A 15,517-nucleotide genomic window follows, 5' to 3' on the forward strand; every position below is an offset into this window, starting at 1 on the left:
CAAGAAATGCTCTAATGGGCCGCTTTTCCGCGCTCATGCGCACCACCGCCGTTCGATTGTCGACGCTTTATCTGCTGCTCTTCATTGTGGGTGCGGTGGCGCTGGTCTTCTATATGACCAATCTGTCCGCCTCCATGCTGGCTGCACAGACCCAGCAGTCGCTCGGCGAGGAAATAGGCAGCATCGGCAAGAGCTATGCGCGAGGCGGCATTCCGCAGCTTGTGCGGACCATCGACTATCGCTCGCGACAGCCGGGCGCCTACCTCTATCTGGTCGCTGATCCGACGGGCCGCATCCTTGCGGGCAATGTCGAGAGCGTGGAACCCGGTGTTCTGGACACGAATGGCGTTATCGAACGTGATTTTAAATATCGGCGCTACGGCGAGCAGGGCGCCGAGACGGAACACCGCGCCATTGCGGTCGTGATCGCCTTGCCGAACGGCATGCGGCTGCTGGTTGGCCGTGATCTTGGCGAACCGGAACGGTTCCGCGATGTGGTCCGCCGGTCGCTCATGCTGGCGCTGGGCATCATGGGAATCGGGGCGCTGCTGATATGGCTGTTCGTGGGGCGGCGCGCCTTGAAGCGCATCGATGAAGTATCGAAGGCCTCACAGCGCATCATGGATGGCGACCTGACGGGCAGGCTTCCGGTCAACGGTTCCGGCGATGAATTCGACCGCCTGTCGGGCAATCTCAATGTCATGCTCGGCAAGATTCTCGAACTGAACGAAGGGCTGAAACAGGTCTCCGACAATATCGCCCACGATCTCAAGACACCGCTTACGCGCCTGCGCAACCGTGCGGAAGAAGCCCTTTCCGGTAAGAAGGCTGGCCCGGAATATCGTGAGGCTCTGGAAGACATCATTGGCGAGTCGGATCAACTGATCCGTACCTTCAACGCAATCCTCATGATCTCGCGGCTTGAAGCGGGCTATTCATCGGAGAGTCTCGAAAACATGCCGGTGGCGCCCATTCTTCGGGACGTGGCCGAAATGTACGAACCGGTCGCCGAAGATGCGGGCGTGAATCTCACGCTTGGCGATCTTGATGAAGTTGCGCTTCACATCAACCGCGAACTGGTCGGGCAGACGATTTCGAATCTCGTTGATAATGCGATCAAATATGCGGGCGGTGATGAGCGGACCGCGACCGTCAGTCTTTCGATGGAACGTGATCCGAACTGGGTCCGCATCATCGTTGCCGATAACGGCCCCGGCATTCCGGAGGAAAAACGCGAACAGGCGACGGAACGTTTTGTTCGCCTTGAGGAAAGCCGCACACAACCCGGCTCTGGACTCGGTTTAAGCCTTGCCAAGGCTGTGATGAAATTGCACGGTGGCGCACTTCGACTTGAAGGCAACGATCCGGGCCTGCGCGCCGTTCTGGAGTTCCCGTTGCCGTCGGAGAAGGTGGAATAACGTGACGTAAGAGGGGATCATGGCGGCAGAAAACGCAAAGGCACAATTTTTCGGCAGAGATATTCGTGCTTTGACGCCGCTTGATCCCGCAAGGGCGGAAGGTTTTTTAGCCGACCTTGCAGCACGCGCCGGAGAAGAGGAGCTTACGGGCGTCGTTGCCTTGCTGCGAAAGGCGGAAGCCGCCCGTTTCCTTTCGGCTGTTCTCGATCTCTCACCGTTCATTCGCGAAGCTCTGACCCGCCATCCGCGCATTCTCGACCGCATCGTCGCAAAAACGCCCGAGGCGGCGTTGAAGGATATTCTGTCGGAAATATCGGCCAGCGCTGCAAGCGACGCCGTGACGGAAGCCTCGCTCATGACGAGCTTGCGCGTTTTGAAACGCGAAGCACATGTCCTGATCGCCCTCTGCGATCTCGCCGGTATCTGCGACACGCAGGCAACGACTGGTTGGCTCACCGATCTGGCGGAGGCCTGCACGGGCGCTGCCGTTCACTTCCTGCTGCTCGATGCGGATAGCGCGGGCAAGATCAAACTTCCTGACCGCAACCATCCCGACAAGGACAGTGGCTGGATCGTGCTCGGCATGGGCAAGTTCGGTGCGCGTGAACTCAACTACTCGTCCGATATTGATCTTATCGTCTTCATTGATGAAACCCGACCGGCTATCGGCGATCCTTATGAATGCGTCGAGACTTTTTCACGGCTGACGCGCCGCCTTGTCCGCATCCTGCAGGACCGGACGGGTGACGGCTATGTCTTCCGTGTCGATCTTCGCCTGCGCCCCGATCCCGGTTCCACGCCGCTGGCCATTCCTGTCGGCGCGGCACTTCACTATTACGAAGGGCGCGGCCAGAACTGGGAACGTGCTGCCATGATCAAGGCGCGGCCGGTTGCCGGTGATCGCGAATCCGGAAAGCAGGTGCTCGCGGAGCTTTCCCCCTACGTGTGGCGCAAATATCTCGACTATGCGGCCATTGCCGATGTGCACTCGATTAAGCGGCAGATTCACGCCCATAAGGGCCATGGGGATATTGCCGTGCGCGGCCACAATGTGAAGCTTGGACGCGGCGGCATCCGTGAAATCGAATTCTTCGTCCAGACGCAGCAGCTGATCGCTGGCGGGCGCTTTCCTGAACTGCGCGGCAACCAGACGGTGCCGATGCTGGCAAGACTGGCGGAGCGGGGCTGGATCACCGATAAGGCCCGCGATGCTCTGGCGAAGGAGTATTATTTCCTGCGCGATGTGGAGCATCGCATCCAGATGATTGCCGACGAACAGACGCACATACTGCCGGAAGACGATGAAGGCTTTGCGCGTGTCGCCCATATGATGGGCTATACTGATCCGGCAGTCTTCGCCGATGCATTTCTCGACGCGCTCAGGGTTGTTGAAAAGCACTACGCGGCGCTGTTCGAACAGGCTCCCGAACTTGGAAGCTCATCCGGCAATCTGGTCTTTACCGGCGATGTGGACGATCCGGGTACGCTGGAGACACTCGCCGCAATGGGCTATGAGCGTCCGAGCGATATATGCCGCGTGATCCGTACATGGCACTTCGGGCGTTATCGCGCGACCCAATCTGCCGAAGCGCGTGAGCGTCTGACCGAACTTACGCCGGCCCTGCTCAAGGCTTTTGCCGAGACCAAACGTGCCGACGAGGCGTTGCTGCGTTTCGATGGCTTTCTGAAAGGCCTGCCGGCGGGCATCCAGCTTTTCAGCCTGCTGCAATCCAATCCCCGCCTCCTGAACCTCCTCGTGATGATCATGAGCGCCGCACCCCGGCTTGCTGAAATCATCACGCGAAATCCGCATGTTTTCGACGGTTTGCTTGATCCGGCGATCTTTTCCGAAATGCCCACGCGTGCCTATCTGGAAGAGCGCCTTCGCGTGTTTCTGGGGGCTGCGACCGACTATGAGGAAGTTCTGGACCGACTGCGCATCTTTGCCGCCGAGCATCGCTTCCTGATCGGTATTCGCTTGCTCACAAGCGCCATTGACGGCGTGCGGGCTGGCCGCGCTTTTTCCGATCTGGCCGAACTGATGATCGGCAAGGCTTTCGAGGTTGTCGAGGCTGAACTGGAACGGCGACACGGCAGGGTGAAGGGCGCAAAAGTCGCCCTTCTGGCGATGGGCAAGCTTGGCAGTCGTGAGCTTACCGCTGGTTCTGATGTCGATCTGATCCTGCTTTACGATCACGACAAGGATACGGATGAATCCGACGGCGAAAAGCCGCTGGCTCCGTCACAATATTATATCCGCCTGACGCAGCGGCTCATTGCAGCACTTTCCGCGCCAACGGCGGAAGGGGTGCTTTACGAAGTCGATATGCGGCTGCGCCCTTCCGGCAACAAGGGACCGGTTGCGACCCATATCGAGTCCTTTGGCAAATATCAGCGCAGCGAAGCATGGACATGGGAGCATATGGCCCTGACCCGCGCGCGCCCGATCCACGGCGACGCGGCCTTTATGGAGCACATCAGGAGCGAGATAGACGAGGTCCTTTCAACGCAGCGTGATGTAAAGAAGATCGCCAAGGATGTGCGTGAGATGCGCGATCTCATCTATCAGGAAAAACCGCCTGCCGACGATTGGGATTTCAAGCTCAAGCCCGGTGGCATTGTCGATCTGGAGTTCATTGCCCAATTTGCCGTGCTGGCGAACAAGCTTGACCGGAAGCCGCGCCCCCTGGGTACAGAAGAAATCCTTTCAGCGCTCGACCCGTCCTTTGCCGATCCGGCGCTTGCCGACAATCTGGTGAGTGCACACCGCCTCTATACCAATCTGAGCCAGACGATCCGCCTGTGCCTTGGAAGCGACGCCAAGCGCGAGGAGTTCATTCCGGGCATGATCGATCTGTTATGCCGTGCGGCAGACATGCCCGATATAAAGCGTGTCGAGCATCATCTGGCGGAAGTTGCCACTGACGTACGGACAGGTTTCGAGAAGCTCTTGAATATCTGATCAAGCCGCGTGAGTTTCTGCGCCATTTCCAACGAGACCGCGCTTGCGGTCAGGAATGCAGACAGAAACCACGGTGCCGACGCCTTCGGTCGAGCGAATGCGAAGCCAGCCGCCGTGAAGTTCGGCGAGAGAGCGGGTGATGGCAAGCCCCAGACCGGAACCGGTGTGGGTCTTGGTGAACTGGTTCTCCACCTGCTCGAAGGGCTGTCCGATCTTCTTGATCGCCGATTTCGGAATGCCGACGCCGGTATCCTGAATGGTCATGAACAGGGCCGAGCCGGTCTTGCGTGCCCGCACCGTGATCTGCCCGCCATAGGACGTGAATTTCACCGCATTGGAAAGAAGATTGATCAGCACCTGCTTGATCGCACGCCGGTCGGCATAAAGCTGCATCGCGTCTTCAATGCGCGTATTGACCGCAATATTCTTCTCATCCGCCTGTAGCGAGATCATGCGCACTGTCTCGTTGATGAGCGGGCAGAGATCGATCTCCTCGCGGTCCAGCGAGAAATGTCCGGCCTCGATCTTCGACATGTCGAGAATGTCATTGATGACGTTGAGCAGGAAGTTGCCGCTCGTATGGATGTCGTTGATATATTCTTCGTAGCGATCGGAGCCGAGCGGGCCGAATGTACCCGCCTGGATCATTTCCGAGAAACCGATGATCGCGTTGAGCGGCGTGCGCAATTCGTGGGACATATTGGCGAGGAATTCGGACTTGGCGCGGTTGGCAGCCTCGGCGCGTTCCTTTTCCTGACCATATTTGCGCGCTAGCTCGGACAGCTCGCGCACACGGTCGCGCTCGCCCTTTCGCGCAATCGACAGGTCGTGAATGGTCGCCATCAGGCGGCGTTCGCTATCGACCAGACGTTCCTGATGCAGCTTGAGCTGGGTAATATCCGTGCCGATGGAGACAAGGCCGCCATCCTGCGTGCGCCGTTCGTTGACCTGAAGCCAGCGTCCATCGCTCAACTGCCGTTCAAATGTCTGGCCACCGGCGCGGTTATGCTCATTGGCCATGCGGCGCTCGAAGGTGAATGGGCGCGTATGGGCGTCGACTTCGTTGCGTGGCACGCCGGGTTTCAGCGTCCAGACCGGAAGGCCTGCATATTCGCTGAATTTGGAGTTCGCCATGACGAGGCGATTGTTGGAATCCCACAGGATGAAGGCTTCCGAAATGTTCTCGATGGCTTCGCGGATGCGCATGTCGGCTTCCGCCGTCTGCTGTGCAAAACGGTGCTGTTCGCTGACGTCGAAGGCAATGCCGACCAGATGGAGGTCGCCTTCGCTCGCAATTTCTGCGCGGACACGCATCCACACCCATGAACCATCGGCATGACGCATGCGGAACACACGATCAACATGCGAAATATCGCCCGCAGCTGCCTGTTCGGCGATGGAATAGAGGTCGCCGTCTTCCGTATTGATGATTGCAGCCACATCGCCGAATGGCAGCACTGCGTCCTGCGCTTCATAGCCCAGCATTTCATACATCGAGCGCGACCAGTAGATACGGCCCCGCGCCATGTCCCAATCCCACAGCCCGCAACGGCCGCGCGCCAGCGCCAGATCGATACGCCGCTGGATCTGGCCGGAAAGATCGTCGGCCTCGCGAGCGCGCGCCGCCTGGCTGAAATAGGCGTAGAGAATGGCGAACATGACGCCCGTCGTACCGGCAAAGAGTGTCACATTGAGCGACACGGCCCGGCGCCATTCCGCAAAGATCGTGCTTTCCGGTTCCACGGCGATAATGGAATAGGGCAGGGACAGCGGCTTCGACAGGGCGCCGAATGCCGGTTCGGCCTGCAGCGTGACTTTCAGCACACCTGCACGCTCTGCAAACAGGAACAGCGGCTGCGCATCCGACAGGATTGTGTCGAGTGGTTTGCCGGAAATATCAGGGCCCGGACCCGATGCCGCCACCACGGATGATTGCCCGTCAATGACTGCAAGCGTCATGCCCGGGGATGACAGCCCGCGAGAGCGAAACTCCGCCATCGTGTCCTGAATGTCCTTCGCGGATAACTGCGCACCGGCATCGGTGCCATTGGCGGCGCGTTCGATCATCTGTGCAAGATTGGCCGTTGCAGCCGACAGAAATGCCTTGTGCTGCTGCTCGATATCGTCGCGCCACGCCAGCATCGAAAAGACGCGCGCAACGCCGAGAATAATCAGGAAAATGATGATGAGTGCAGGTACGAGACGTCGCAGGATAGGCTCGATCGAGACGAATTTGCCATAGGCCGGACCAGCAAGAAGACTGACATGGCCCGAAAGCTTGCCCTTTCTTCTTTTCCGACCGGATTCGCAACGCGTCCCCGCCGGCGCGCCATACGCGTCGGTGCTCGCCATATAATGGTCCCTCGTGAATTCCCTGCGAGTGAAGTGATTCGGAATACGCCACCTCCGAATGATATCAATGAATCAAAAGTGATTCGCGCTGTCCAGCGAATTCGTTAACGAGGCGTAAAAATCGGAAATTCACCGGCCAATTTATTCATGAATCTCAAGCTGTTAAGTGGAATCTGCGTGGCATTTGATTCGGCTAAACGCATGAAAAGACTCATGAAAGCTGACTGCCTCGCCACCTTTGCCCTGGCCCGCATGAAAAGCTCCGTTCCGGTAGCATATCAGCAACCGGAACGGGCGAATCATCACGATGGCAGGATGGAACGCGAATCAGGCGAGAGTGCGGTCCACGATGTCGCGCAGGTCGGTCGACAATTTGCCCGCGCCGGAAATGCGCGCCAGCGCTGCCCTGGCATGTTCACGGCGGGTATCTTCGAGCGAGCGCCAGGAACGGAGCGCAGTCAGAAGCCGCGCCGCCAGTTGTGGGTTCTCCGGGTCGATGGACAGGATCGTGTCGGCAAAAAACTCGTAAGCCGCACCATCCTTGCGGTTGAAGCCGGTCGGGTTGGACGCGGAGAACGAACCGATCAATGAACGGACGCGGTTCGGATTGTCGAGCGAGAAGAGGGCGTGTTTCGTAAGGTCGCGCACGGCCTGCAAGGCTACTTCGCCGGGACGGCTCGCCTGCACGTTGAACCATTTGTCCATCACGAGCCCATCCTTGCCGAACTGCTGTTCGAAGCTTGCCAGTGCGTCCTTTGCTTCGCGCGTATCGCCAAAGCGATGCACCAGCACGGTCAGCGCCGCGAAGCGGTCGGTCATGTTATCGGCAAGGGCGAACTGGTCGGCGGCGCGTTGCTGGCTTTTTTCATGACGGCTCAGATAGTCGAGCAGCGCGTTTCGCAAGGCGCGCTTGCCCGCTGCATCGGCATCCGGCGAGAAGGCGCCATCCTGTTTGAGGGCATCGTAGAGCTTCGCAAATTCATCGGCATAGCGGGCGGCGATGGCATCGATGAAATGGTTCCGGCTGGCAAGGATCGCGTCCGGATCGACATTGCTGCCCATTTCGCGCGCGATATCGCTTTCGGTAGGCAGCGTCAGGCAGAGCGCGCGGAAGGCCGGATCAAGCGTCTCATCGGACGCCACCTTGCCCGCAAGTTCCACATTTCTCTCATCAATCGCCGGTGCATGATCGCCGCGAACGCGCTTGGCTCCTTCAAGCAGGACCTGGCTGAAAATTCCGGTCAATGCCTGCCAGCGTGCGACCGGGTCGCTGTCGTTCAGGGCAAGGAATGCGCGGTCATCATCCGATAACGGCGCCGTCAGGTTAACGGGAGCCGAGAACCCGCGCAGCAGCGATGGCACGGGGCGTTCCTTGATGCCATGAAAGACAATGGTTTCCGATGCGCGATGCAGATGGATGACATCGCCGCGCACATCACCGCCTTCAATGGAAGCTGGAGCCATGTCCTTGCCGTCTGGCCCGACAAGGCCGAAGGCGATCGGAATATGCATCGGCTTCTTGACCGATTGCCCCGGCGTGGCTCCAAGCGACTGCGAAAGTTCAATCGTGTAGGTTTCCTTTGCCGCATCATAGGCGAAGGCGGCTTCTACCTTCGGCGTTCCCGCCTGATCGTACCAGAGCGCGAACTGTGAAAAGTCCTGGCCGGAAACATCAGCGAAAACCTTGACGAAATCCTCGATGGTTGCAGCGTCTCCGTCATGACGCTCGAAATAGAGGTCCATGCCTTTGCGGAAGAGATCGGGTCCGATGATCGTGCGGATCATGCGCACCACTTCCGAGCCTTTTTCATAGACGGTCGCCGTATAGAAGTTGTTGATCTCACGATATTCACGCGGGCGCACCGGATGGGCGAGCGGCCCCGCATCTTCGGGAAATTGCTGCGCTTTCAGAATCTTCACTTCGGTAATGCGCTTGACCGGGCGCGAACGCTCGTCAGCGGAAAATTCGTGATCACGATAGACCGTCAGGCCTTCCTTGAGGCACAGCTGGAACCAGTCTCGGCAGGTGATGCGGTTTCCGGTCCAGTTATGGAAATATTCGTGCGCGATGACCGCCTCGATACCTGCATAGTCGATGTCGGTTGCTGTCTCTGGATCGGCCAGCACATATTTGTCATTGAAGACGTTGAGCCCTTTGTTCTCCATCGCGCCCATGTTGAAATCGGACACGGCAACGATGTTGAAGACATCGAGATCATATTCGCGACCGAACTTCTCCTCATCCCAGCGCATGGAGCGTTTCAATGCATCCATCGCATAGACTGCGCGGCTTTCCTTGCCATGTTCGACATAGATCGCCAGATCGACCGGTTTTCCCGACTGCGTGGTGAAGTGATCCTTCACGACGCCAAGCGATCCGGCAACGAGCGCGAAAAGATAGGAAGGTTTCGGGTGCGGATCTTGCCAGACGGCGAAATGCCTGTCGGGCTTGCCTTCGACCGATCCGCCATCGACCGGATTGCCGTTGGACAGAAGGATTGGAGCGGCTTGCCTGTCAGCGTCGATGTGGACCGTATAGACTGACAGTACGTCCGGGCGGTCGTAATAATAGGTGATGCGGCGGAAGCCTTCGGCTTCGCACTGGGTGCAATAGACACCGCTTGAGCGATAAAGGCCGGACAGCTGGCGGTTTGTCGTCGGATTGATTTCCGTCACGATTTCAAGCGTGAAGCGCTTTCCCTCCGGCAGGTCGCTGATTTCCAGCTGGTCGGGCGTTGCGACATAGCTGTTATCGGCGAGCGGCTTGCCATCAATGGCGATGCTGACGAGTTTCAGTTCGTCGCCATCCAGCACCAGAGGCGTACCGGCGGGGGTGCCATCGCGGCGTTCGATAGTGAGGGTCGCACGGACGATGGTTTTTTCCGGTTCCAGTGAGAAATCCAGTTTCGTCTCGGGTATGGCGTAAGGGGTCGGACGGTAATCTTCGAGACGAAATGTCTGGCCGGTTTCAGTACGCATAGTGGAAACTCTCTCCCTGAACTCACGTTGAACTCACGATGCTGGATTCGTACCCGGAATTGCTGCCGAGGGAAACTTAATTCCAGAACAACCAGCCCGGCTTTGCAGCAGGATGGATGTTTTACCAAATATTTTTCGACTTGACCTTTGAGCTACTGGTGCTGTGTCACAAACAGGAATAAGAAAGACGGGCACGCGAATATTTCGGGTGTAGCTGCGCATCATATTTTAAGGAATTGCGTTGTGAACGCTCATGCGAGCGCGCCTGTCGAGGCTGCCCATCTTGAAACGAACCCGATGCTTGGCATCGGTCTCAAAATCGCTTCCGTTGCTGTTTTCGTCGCCATGTCCACCTTGCTGAAGGCGACTGATGGCGTGCCGGTCGGGCAGTTGATCTTCTTCCGATCTTTCTTCGCAATCTTCGCGATATTGCTCTATCTGGCGTGGCGCGGGCAACTTTCGGGCGTATTCCGCACGCAGAACGGTTTCAGCCATTTCTGGCGCGGATTGGTCGGCGTCTGTTCCATGTCGATGAGCTTTTTCGCTCTGACCAAGTTGCCGTTGCCGGAAGCAATCGCCATCAATTACGCTTCGCCGCTGATCAGTGTCATTCTTGGCGCGGTCGTCCTGCACGAAGTGGTGCGGCTTTATCGCTGGAGCGCGGTGCTCATCGGGCTCGGCGGGGTAACGTTCATCTTATGGCCGCGGCTGACGGTGTTCTCTGGTGGCGATATAGGGTTTGAAGAGGCCGTAGGTGCCCTTGCCGCCCTCGGTGGAGCGGTCATGTCCGCAGTGGCCATGATGCTAGTGCGCCATCTCGTGCAGACGGAACGCACATCGACCATCGTGATCTATTTTTCCATATCCGCGAGCGTCATCTCCCTGGCGAGCTTTCCATTCGGCTGGATCGTACCAAGCTGGCCGCAGCTTGCCATGCTGATAGGGGCCGGCTTTGCCGGTGGGGTCGGGCAGATCCTTCTGACCGAATGTTATCGCCACGCGCCCATGTCGACCATTGCCCCTTTCGAATACACATCGATGCTGCTGGGGCTTGCCATCGGGTTCCTGCTGTTCGGCGATATCCCGACACTGGAAATGCTGGCAGGCAGCGCCATCGTCATGGCGGCTGGCGGTTTCATCATCTATCGCGAGCACAAGCTTTCCATAGCGCCGCACAAGGTGAATGCGCCGCAAACGCAGTAATCAACTCTGGCCAGGTGCGCCTTCTGCGCGAGGGTCGAGTTGCATGGTCTCCGGCGTGGACTGGCCGTCCGGCGTATGGAACTTGTATTCGGTCTTCTGGTCGCTGATGGCCGGACGCTCGAAGCGGCGGATGCGCCAGAACGCGTGCAGGCCATATAGGGCATAAGCGATAGCCATGGTCACGAAGAAGCCCGAAGCGCCGATCAGATCCATCAACGGGCCGGAAAGCGCGGGGCCGATGACACTGCCCACGCCGTAGATGATCAGCAATCCACCGGAAACCTTCACGAATTCGCTGGCGTCTGCATAGTCGTTGGCATGGGCGACGTTGAGGCTGTAGATCGGATAAATCACCGAACCGAACAGAAACATCATGATGTAGAGCGCTGTGGGCGAAGTGGGATGGAACAGCACCATCACCAACGACAGGACAAAGCCGATGATCCCGGCTATCACCATCACATAGCGACGGTCCACGAAGTCTGATCCCCGGCCAAGCGGATACTGGAAGATCGCACCGCCGATCATGGCGCAGGCAAGCATGGTCGCAATGCCGAAGGTGGAAAGGCCATTCATCTCGCCGTAGATGGCGGCGAGGAAATTCCACGTGCCCGCAACGATACCGGCGATCAGCGAGCCGACCGCCGCAGCCGGCGACCGCCGGTAAAGCCCCTTGAGGTCAAGCGAAACCTGCGTCAGCGGATTGGGCGATTGCGCGCTTGAAAGGGCTGTTGGAAGCAGCGCGCTGGCATAGATGATGGCGCAGATGATGAAGAGCGTCTGGGTTCCTGCGTCGCCGAACGGCAGGATATACTGTCCGCAGAGCAGGCCGAGCATGGTGATGATCATATAGATCGAGAAGATGCGGCCGCGCGATTCATTGGTGACGCGCTCGTTCAGCCAGCTTTCGATAATCATGTAGCTGCCAGCGAGTGAAAAGCCGGCGACGCCGCGAAAGATCATCCATGCGACGGGGTTGACGAGCAGTGCATGCAAGAGAAGCGCCATCGAAAGCAGTGTCAGCAGCGCGGAGAAAACCCGAACATGCCCCACGCGCCGCACCAGATGCGGCACCACGATGCAGCCAATCGTGAAAGCGAAGGAGTAGCTCGTGCCCATCCAGCCGATGGTCGTGGTCGACCAGCCTTCAATGCCGCCGCGCAAAGGCAGAAGAATGCCCGCAAGACCGCCTGCAAGCAGCATGAGGAAGGTGCTTGCAAGCAAAGCGGCTATGGGCAGGAGCTGGCCAGCCATGAAAAACTCCACTCGAGCATTTCCAGCAAAAGTGCGAAGCGGCTTTGCGTCGGACAATGCATAAAACAAACAGATAGAGCGCTTTCCGCTCTATGAACCAGAATTTAGGGCTACATGTCGCCGATAGGCGCTTTGGCAAGCGGCGGAATAGACCATGTTTGCGGCATGTTGGTGACAATGCCGCCCGGGTCCTTGTCGATGCCACTGAAATATCCGGTTATCAACTCGTCAATTCGGCCAATTTCAGCTTCACGGCCAGAAAATCACGCCAGGCGAAACGTTTCTGCGCCGGAGTGCGCAGAAGATAGGCCGGATGCAGCGTCGGCATGACGGGGATTTCGATGCCGGATGGTGTCCGATGAATCTTCCAGTTGCCGCGCAGCCGCAGGATGCCTTCCGTCGCACCGGTGAGCGCCTTGCCCGCCGGTCCGCCCAGCGCAACCAGAACCTTGGGTGCGGCAAGCTCGATCTGCCTTTCAATGAAAGGCCGGCAAAGCTCTGTTTCAAGCGGCGTCGGTGTACGATTGCCCGGCGGACGCCACGGGATCGTGTTGGCGATATAGACGCTTTCCCGCTTCAGACCGATGGATTCGATCATACGATTGAGAAGCTGGCCGGATTTTCCGACGAACGGCAACCCTTCCATATCCTCATCCCGTCCGGGCGCTTCGCCGATGAACATGATGTCGGAGGATGGATCGCCGTCGGCAAAGCAAAGGTTCTTCGCCGTGAATTTCAGATTGCAGCCATCGAATGCGGCAAGCTTTTCCCGCAGTTCGTCCAGCGTTGAAGCCTGCGCCGCCGCTTCGCGCGCAAGCGCAATCTGGGCCGTATCGGGAAGATCGGCCGCAGCTTGAACAGGTCTGCTGGTGGGGGCAGGCGCTGGTGCGGGGCGAGGCTGCTGCCGGGGGCGTTCAGGCGGGCTTTGCGTCTGCATGGCGGGCTGGGCCGGGGCAGGGCGCTGCGGCTCGGCAAACCGATCTATCGGCGTTTCGGAAAGCGGCATGTCGACGCCCGCTTCTGCATAGAAGCGTAGCAAACCTTCAATATCCAGCGTTTCGCGATTTTCAGCCATTATCTACCTCACCTTTGAGGTGGCGAATTTTGCAGGTGAATGCAATAGCCGTGTTCAGATTTCGGGGGTGTTTGGCCCATTAGTTCCGGTTCGTACCCTGTTTCCTGCGCCGGCTTGATCAGAACCCTCAATATGACATGAAGTTATGCTTCCCTACCGTTCGGACAAATGCTCATCGCAGCTTCTTGAATGGAGTAGATTTGACGTTTACGTTAAGGTAAAGATAATTGAGGACGTAAGACGCCCGTTTTGGACAATTGGACGCATTTGCGACAGTCTCCAACTCTGCGACAGGGTAAGGCGGAATACGGGGAAACGGCAGGTCTTTCGTGTGCCGCCAGTGCTGACGGGCAGTCGGTTCATGGATATTCGCGATCAGATCATGCACAAAAACAATTGGATGTGTCGTCTGGGCTATCTTAGTGAGAAGACGATATTACACCGGACGGAGGGATGAATGTCTGAAGCCCCAGAATATGCAAATCAGGAGCTTCCCGAACGCGAGAGCATGGAGTTCGACGTTGTGATCGTCGGCGCAGGCCCGGCGGGCCTTGCTGCGGCAATCCGTTTGAAACAGGCGAATCCGGAGCTTTCCGTCGTTGTCCTCGAAAAGGGCGGGGAAGTCGGCGCGCATATTCTTTCCGGCGCTGTCGTCGATCCCGTGGGTATCGACCAGCTTCTGCCGGGCTGGCGCGAGGAGGAGGGACATCCGTTCAAGACGCCGGTGACGGCTGATCATTTCCTTGTTCTGGGGCCTGCTGGATCGGTGCGCCTGCCAAATTTTGCCATGCCGCCTTTGATGAACAATCACGGCAATTACATCGTGTCGCTCGGCAATGTCTGCCGCTGGCTTGGCACGAAGGCCGAAGAACTGGGCGTGGAAATCTATCCGGGCTTTGCGGCAACCGAAGTGCTTTATAATGATGAAGGCGCGGTCATCGGCGTCGCCACGGGCGATATGGGCGTTGAACGCGACGGAACGCACGGGCCGAACTATACGCGCGGCATGGCGCTGCTCGGCAAATATACGCTGGTCGGCGAGGGCGCACGCGGTTCGCTTGCCAAGCAGCTGATCTCGAAGTTCAAGCTTGATGAAGGTCGCGAACCGGCCAAATACGGTATCGGCCTCAAGGAATTGTGGCAGGTTGATCCTTCCAGGCACAAGCCGGGTCTGGTCCAACACTCATTCGGCTGGCCGCTCGACATGAAGACCGGCGGCGGCTCGTTCCTTTATCATCTGGAAGACAATATGGTTGCGGTCGGCTTCGTGCTGCACCTCAACTACAAAAACCCGTATCTGTCGCCATTTGAGGAATTCCAGCGCTTCAAGACGCATCCGGCTATTCGCGACGTATTCGAGGGCGGCAAACGTCTTTCCTACGGTGCACGTGCGATTACCGAAGGCGGTTTCCAGTCGGTGCCGAAGCTTTCGTTCCCGGGCGGTGCGCTCATCGGCTGCTCGGCTGGTCTGGTCAACGTGCCGCGCATCAAGGGCAGCCACAATGCAGTTCTGTCGGGCATTCTCGCCGCCGACAAGATCGCAGAAGCAATTGCAGCGGGCCGCGCCAATGACGAGCCGGTGGAGATCGAAAACAACTGGCGTTCGAGCCTGATCGGCAAGGATCTGAAGCGCGTGCGCAACGTCAAGCCGTTGTGGTCGAAGTTCGGCACGATTGTCGGCGTGGCGCTCGGCGGCCTCGACATGTGGACCAACCAGCTGTTCGGCTTCTCCATCTTCGGGACGCTGAAACACGGCAAGACCGATGCGCAGTCGCTGGAACCGGCCGCAAAGCACACGAAGATCGACTATCCGAAACCGGACGGTGTTCTGACGTTCGACCGGCTGTCGTCGGTGTTCCTGTCGAACACGAACCATGATGAGAACGAGCCCGTGCATCTCCAGGTCGCTGACATGAAACTGCAGCAGACTTCCGAGCACGATGTTTTTGCAGGTCCGTCGACACGCTACTGCCCTGCGGGCGTCTATGAGTGGGTGGATGCGGACGGTAACGCCGCTGCCGATCCGCAGGCAAAGGACGTGCGGTTCGTCATCAACGCGCAGAACTGCGTGCACTGTAAGACATGCGACATCAAGGACCCGAACCAGAACATCAACTGGGTACCGCCACAAGGCGGCGAAGGACCTGTTTACGTAAACATGTGATGTTTGCGGAAACGGCGTCCGTCTCGTCCGCCGGCCGGGCATTTCCAGCAAAAGTGGGTACCGGTTTTGCGTTTCGGAAATGCGTTTAAGGGAGTGTCGGCGAAGGACCG

General features: G+C 58.3%; 8 protein-coding genes. 4 read left to right on the plus strand and 4 right to left on the minus strand.

Annotation, left to right across the window (positions count from 1 at the left end; genetic code table 11):
- Positions 1–14 precede the first annotated feature (14 nt).
- Both ACOWVS_RS03360 and ACOWVS_RS03365 read left to right on the plus strand, forming a co-directional pair.
- Complete coding sequence (locus tag ACOWVS_RS03360) at positions 15–1,418, plus strand: sensor histidine kinase (RefSeq protein ID WP_075041626.1); 1,404 nt, start codon at positions 15–17, stop codon at positions 1,416–1,418.
- Positions 1,419–1,437: 19 nt separating this feature from the next.
- Positions 1,438–4,380, plus strand: a complete 2,943-nt coding sequence (locus ACOWVS_RS03365; protein ID WP_006466350.1) for a bifunctional [glutamine synthetase] adenylyltransferase/[glutamine synthetase]-adenylyl-L-tyrosine phosphorylase — start codon at positions 1,438–1,440, stop codon at positions 4,378–4,380.
- Here ACOWVS_RS03365 and ACOWVS_RS03370 read toward each other — a convergent pair whose 3' ends face one another.
- Together ACOWVS_RS03370 and pepN are read right to left on the minus strand one after the other, a co-directional pair.
- On the minus strand, positions 4,381–6,732 hold the full coding sequence (locus ACOWVS_RS03370; RefSeq protein ID WP_006466351.1) for a PAS domain-containing sensor histidine kinase: 2,352 nt from the start codon (positions 6,730–6,732) through the stop codon (positions 4,381–4,383).
- Positions 6,733–7,059: 327 nt separating this feature from the next.
- Complete coding sequence (gene pepN, locus ACOWVS_RS03375; protein ID WP_006466352.1) at positions 7,060–9,711, minus strand: aminopeptidase N; 2,652 nt, start codon at positions 9,709–9,711, stop codon at positions 7,060–7,062.
- A gap of 243 nt (positions 9,712–9,954) precedes the next feature.
- Between pepN and ACOWVS_RS03380 the strand changes: the two genes are divergently transcribed.
- Positions 9,955–10,914, plus strand: coding sequence for a DMT family transporter (locus ACOWVS_RS03380; protein WP_006472682.1), 960 nt, complete (start codon positions 9,955–9,957; stop codon positions 10,912–10,914).
- On the opposite strand, the gene ACOWVS_RS03385 is transcribed toward ACOWVS_RS03380, so the two are convergent.
- Positions 10,915–12,168, minus strand: coding sequence for an MFS transporter (locus ACOWVS_RS03385; RefSeq protein WP_006472681.1), 1,254 nt, complete (start codon positions 12,166–12,168; stop codon positions 10,915–10,917).
- Between the two features lie 220 nt (positions 12,169–12,388).
- Positions 12,389–13,243: a uracil-DNA glycosylase gene (locus tag ACOWVS_RS03390; RefSeq protein WP_006466355.1), complete on the minus strand. Its 855-nt coding sequence runs from the start codon at positions 13,241–13,243 to the stop codon at positions 12,389–12,391.
- 457 nt (positions 13,244–13,700) lie between these two features.
- Here ACOWVS_RS03390 and ACOWVS_RS03395 point away from each other — a divergent pair, with 457 nt between their 5' ends.
- Positions 13,701–15,407 carry an electron transfer flavoprotein-ubiquinone oxidoreductase gene (locus ACOWVS_RS03395; protein ID WP_006466356.1) on the plus strand — a complete coding sequence of 569 codons (1,707 nt, stop codon included), beginning with the start codon at positions 13,701–13,703 and terminating at the stop codon, positions 15,405–15,407.
- Positions 15,408–15,517: the final 110 nt, after the last annotated feature.

Source organism: Brucella sp. IR068 (genome assembly GCF_049065885.1).
GTDB lineage: Bacteria > Pseudomonadota > Alphaproteobacteria > Rhizobiales > Rhizobiaceae > Brucella > Brucella intermedia.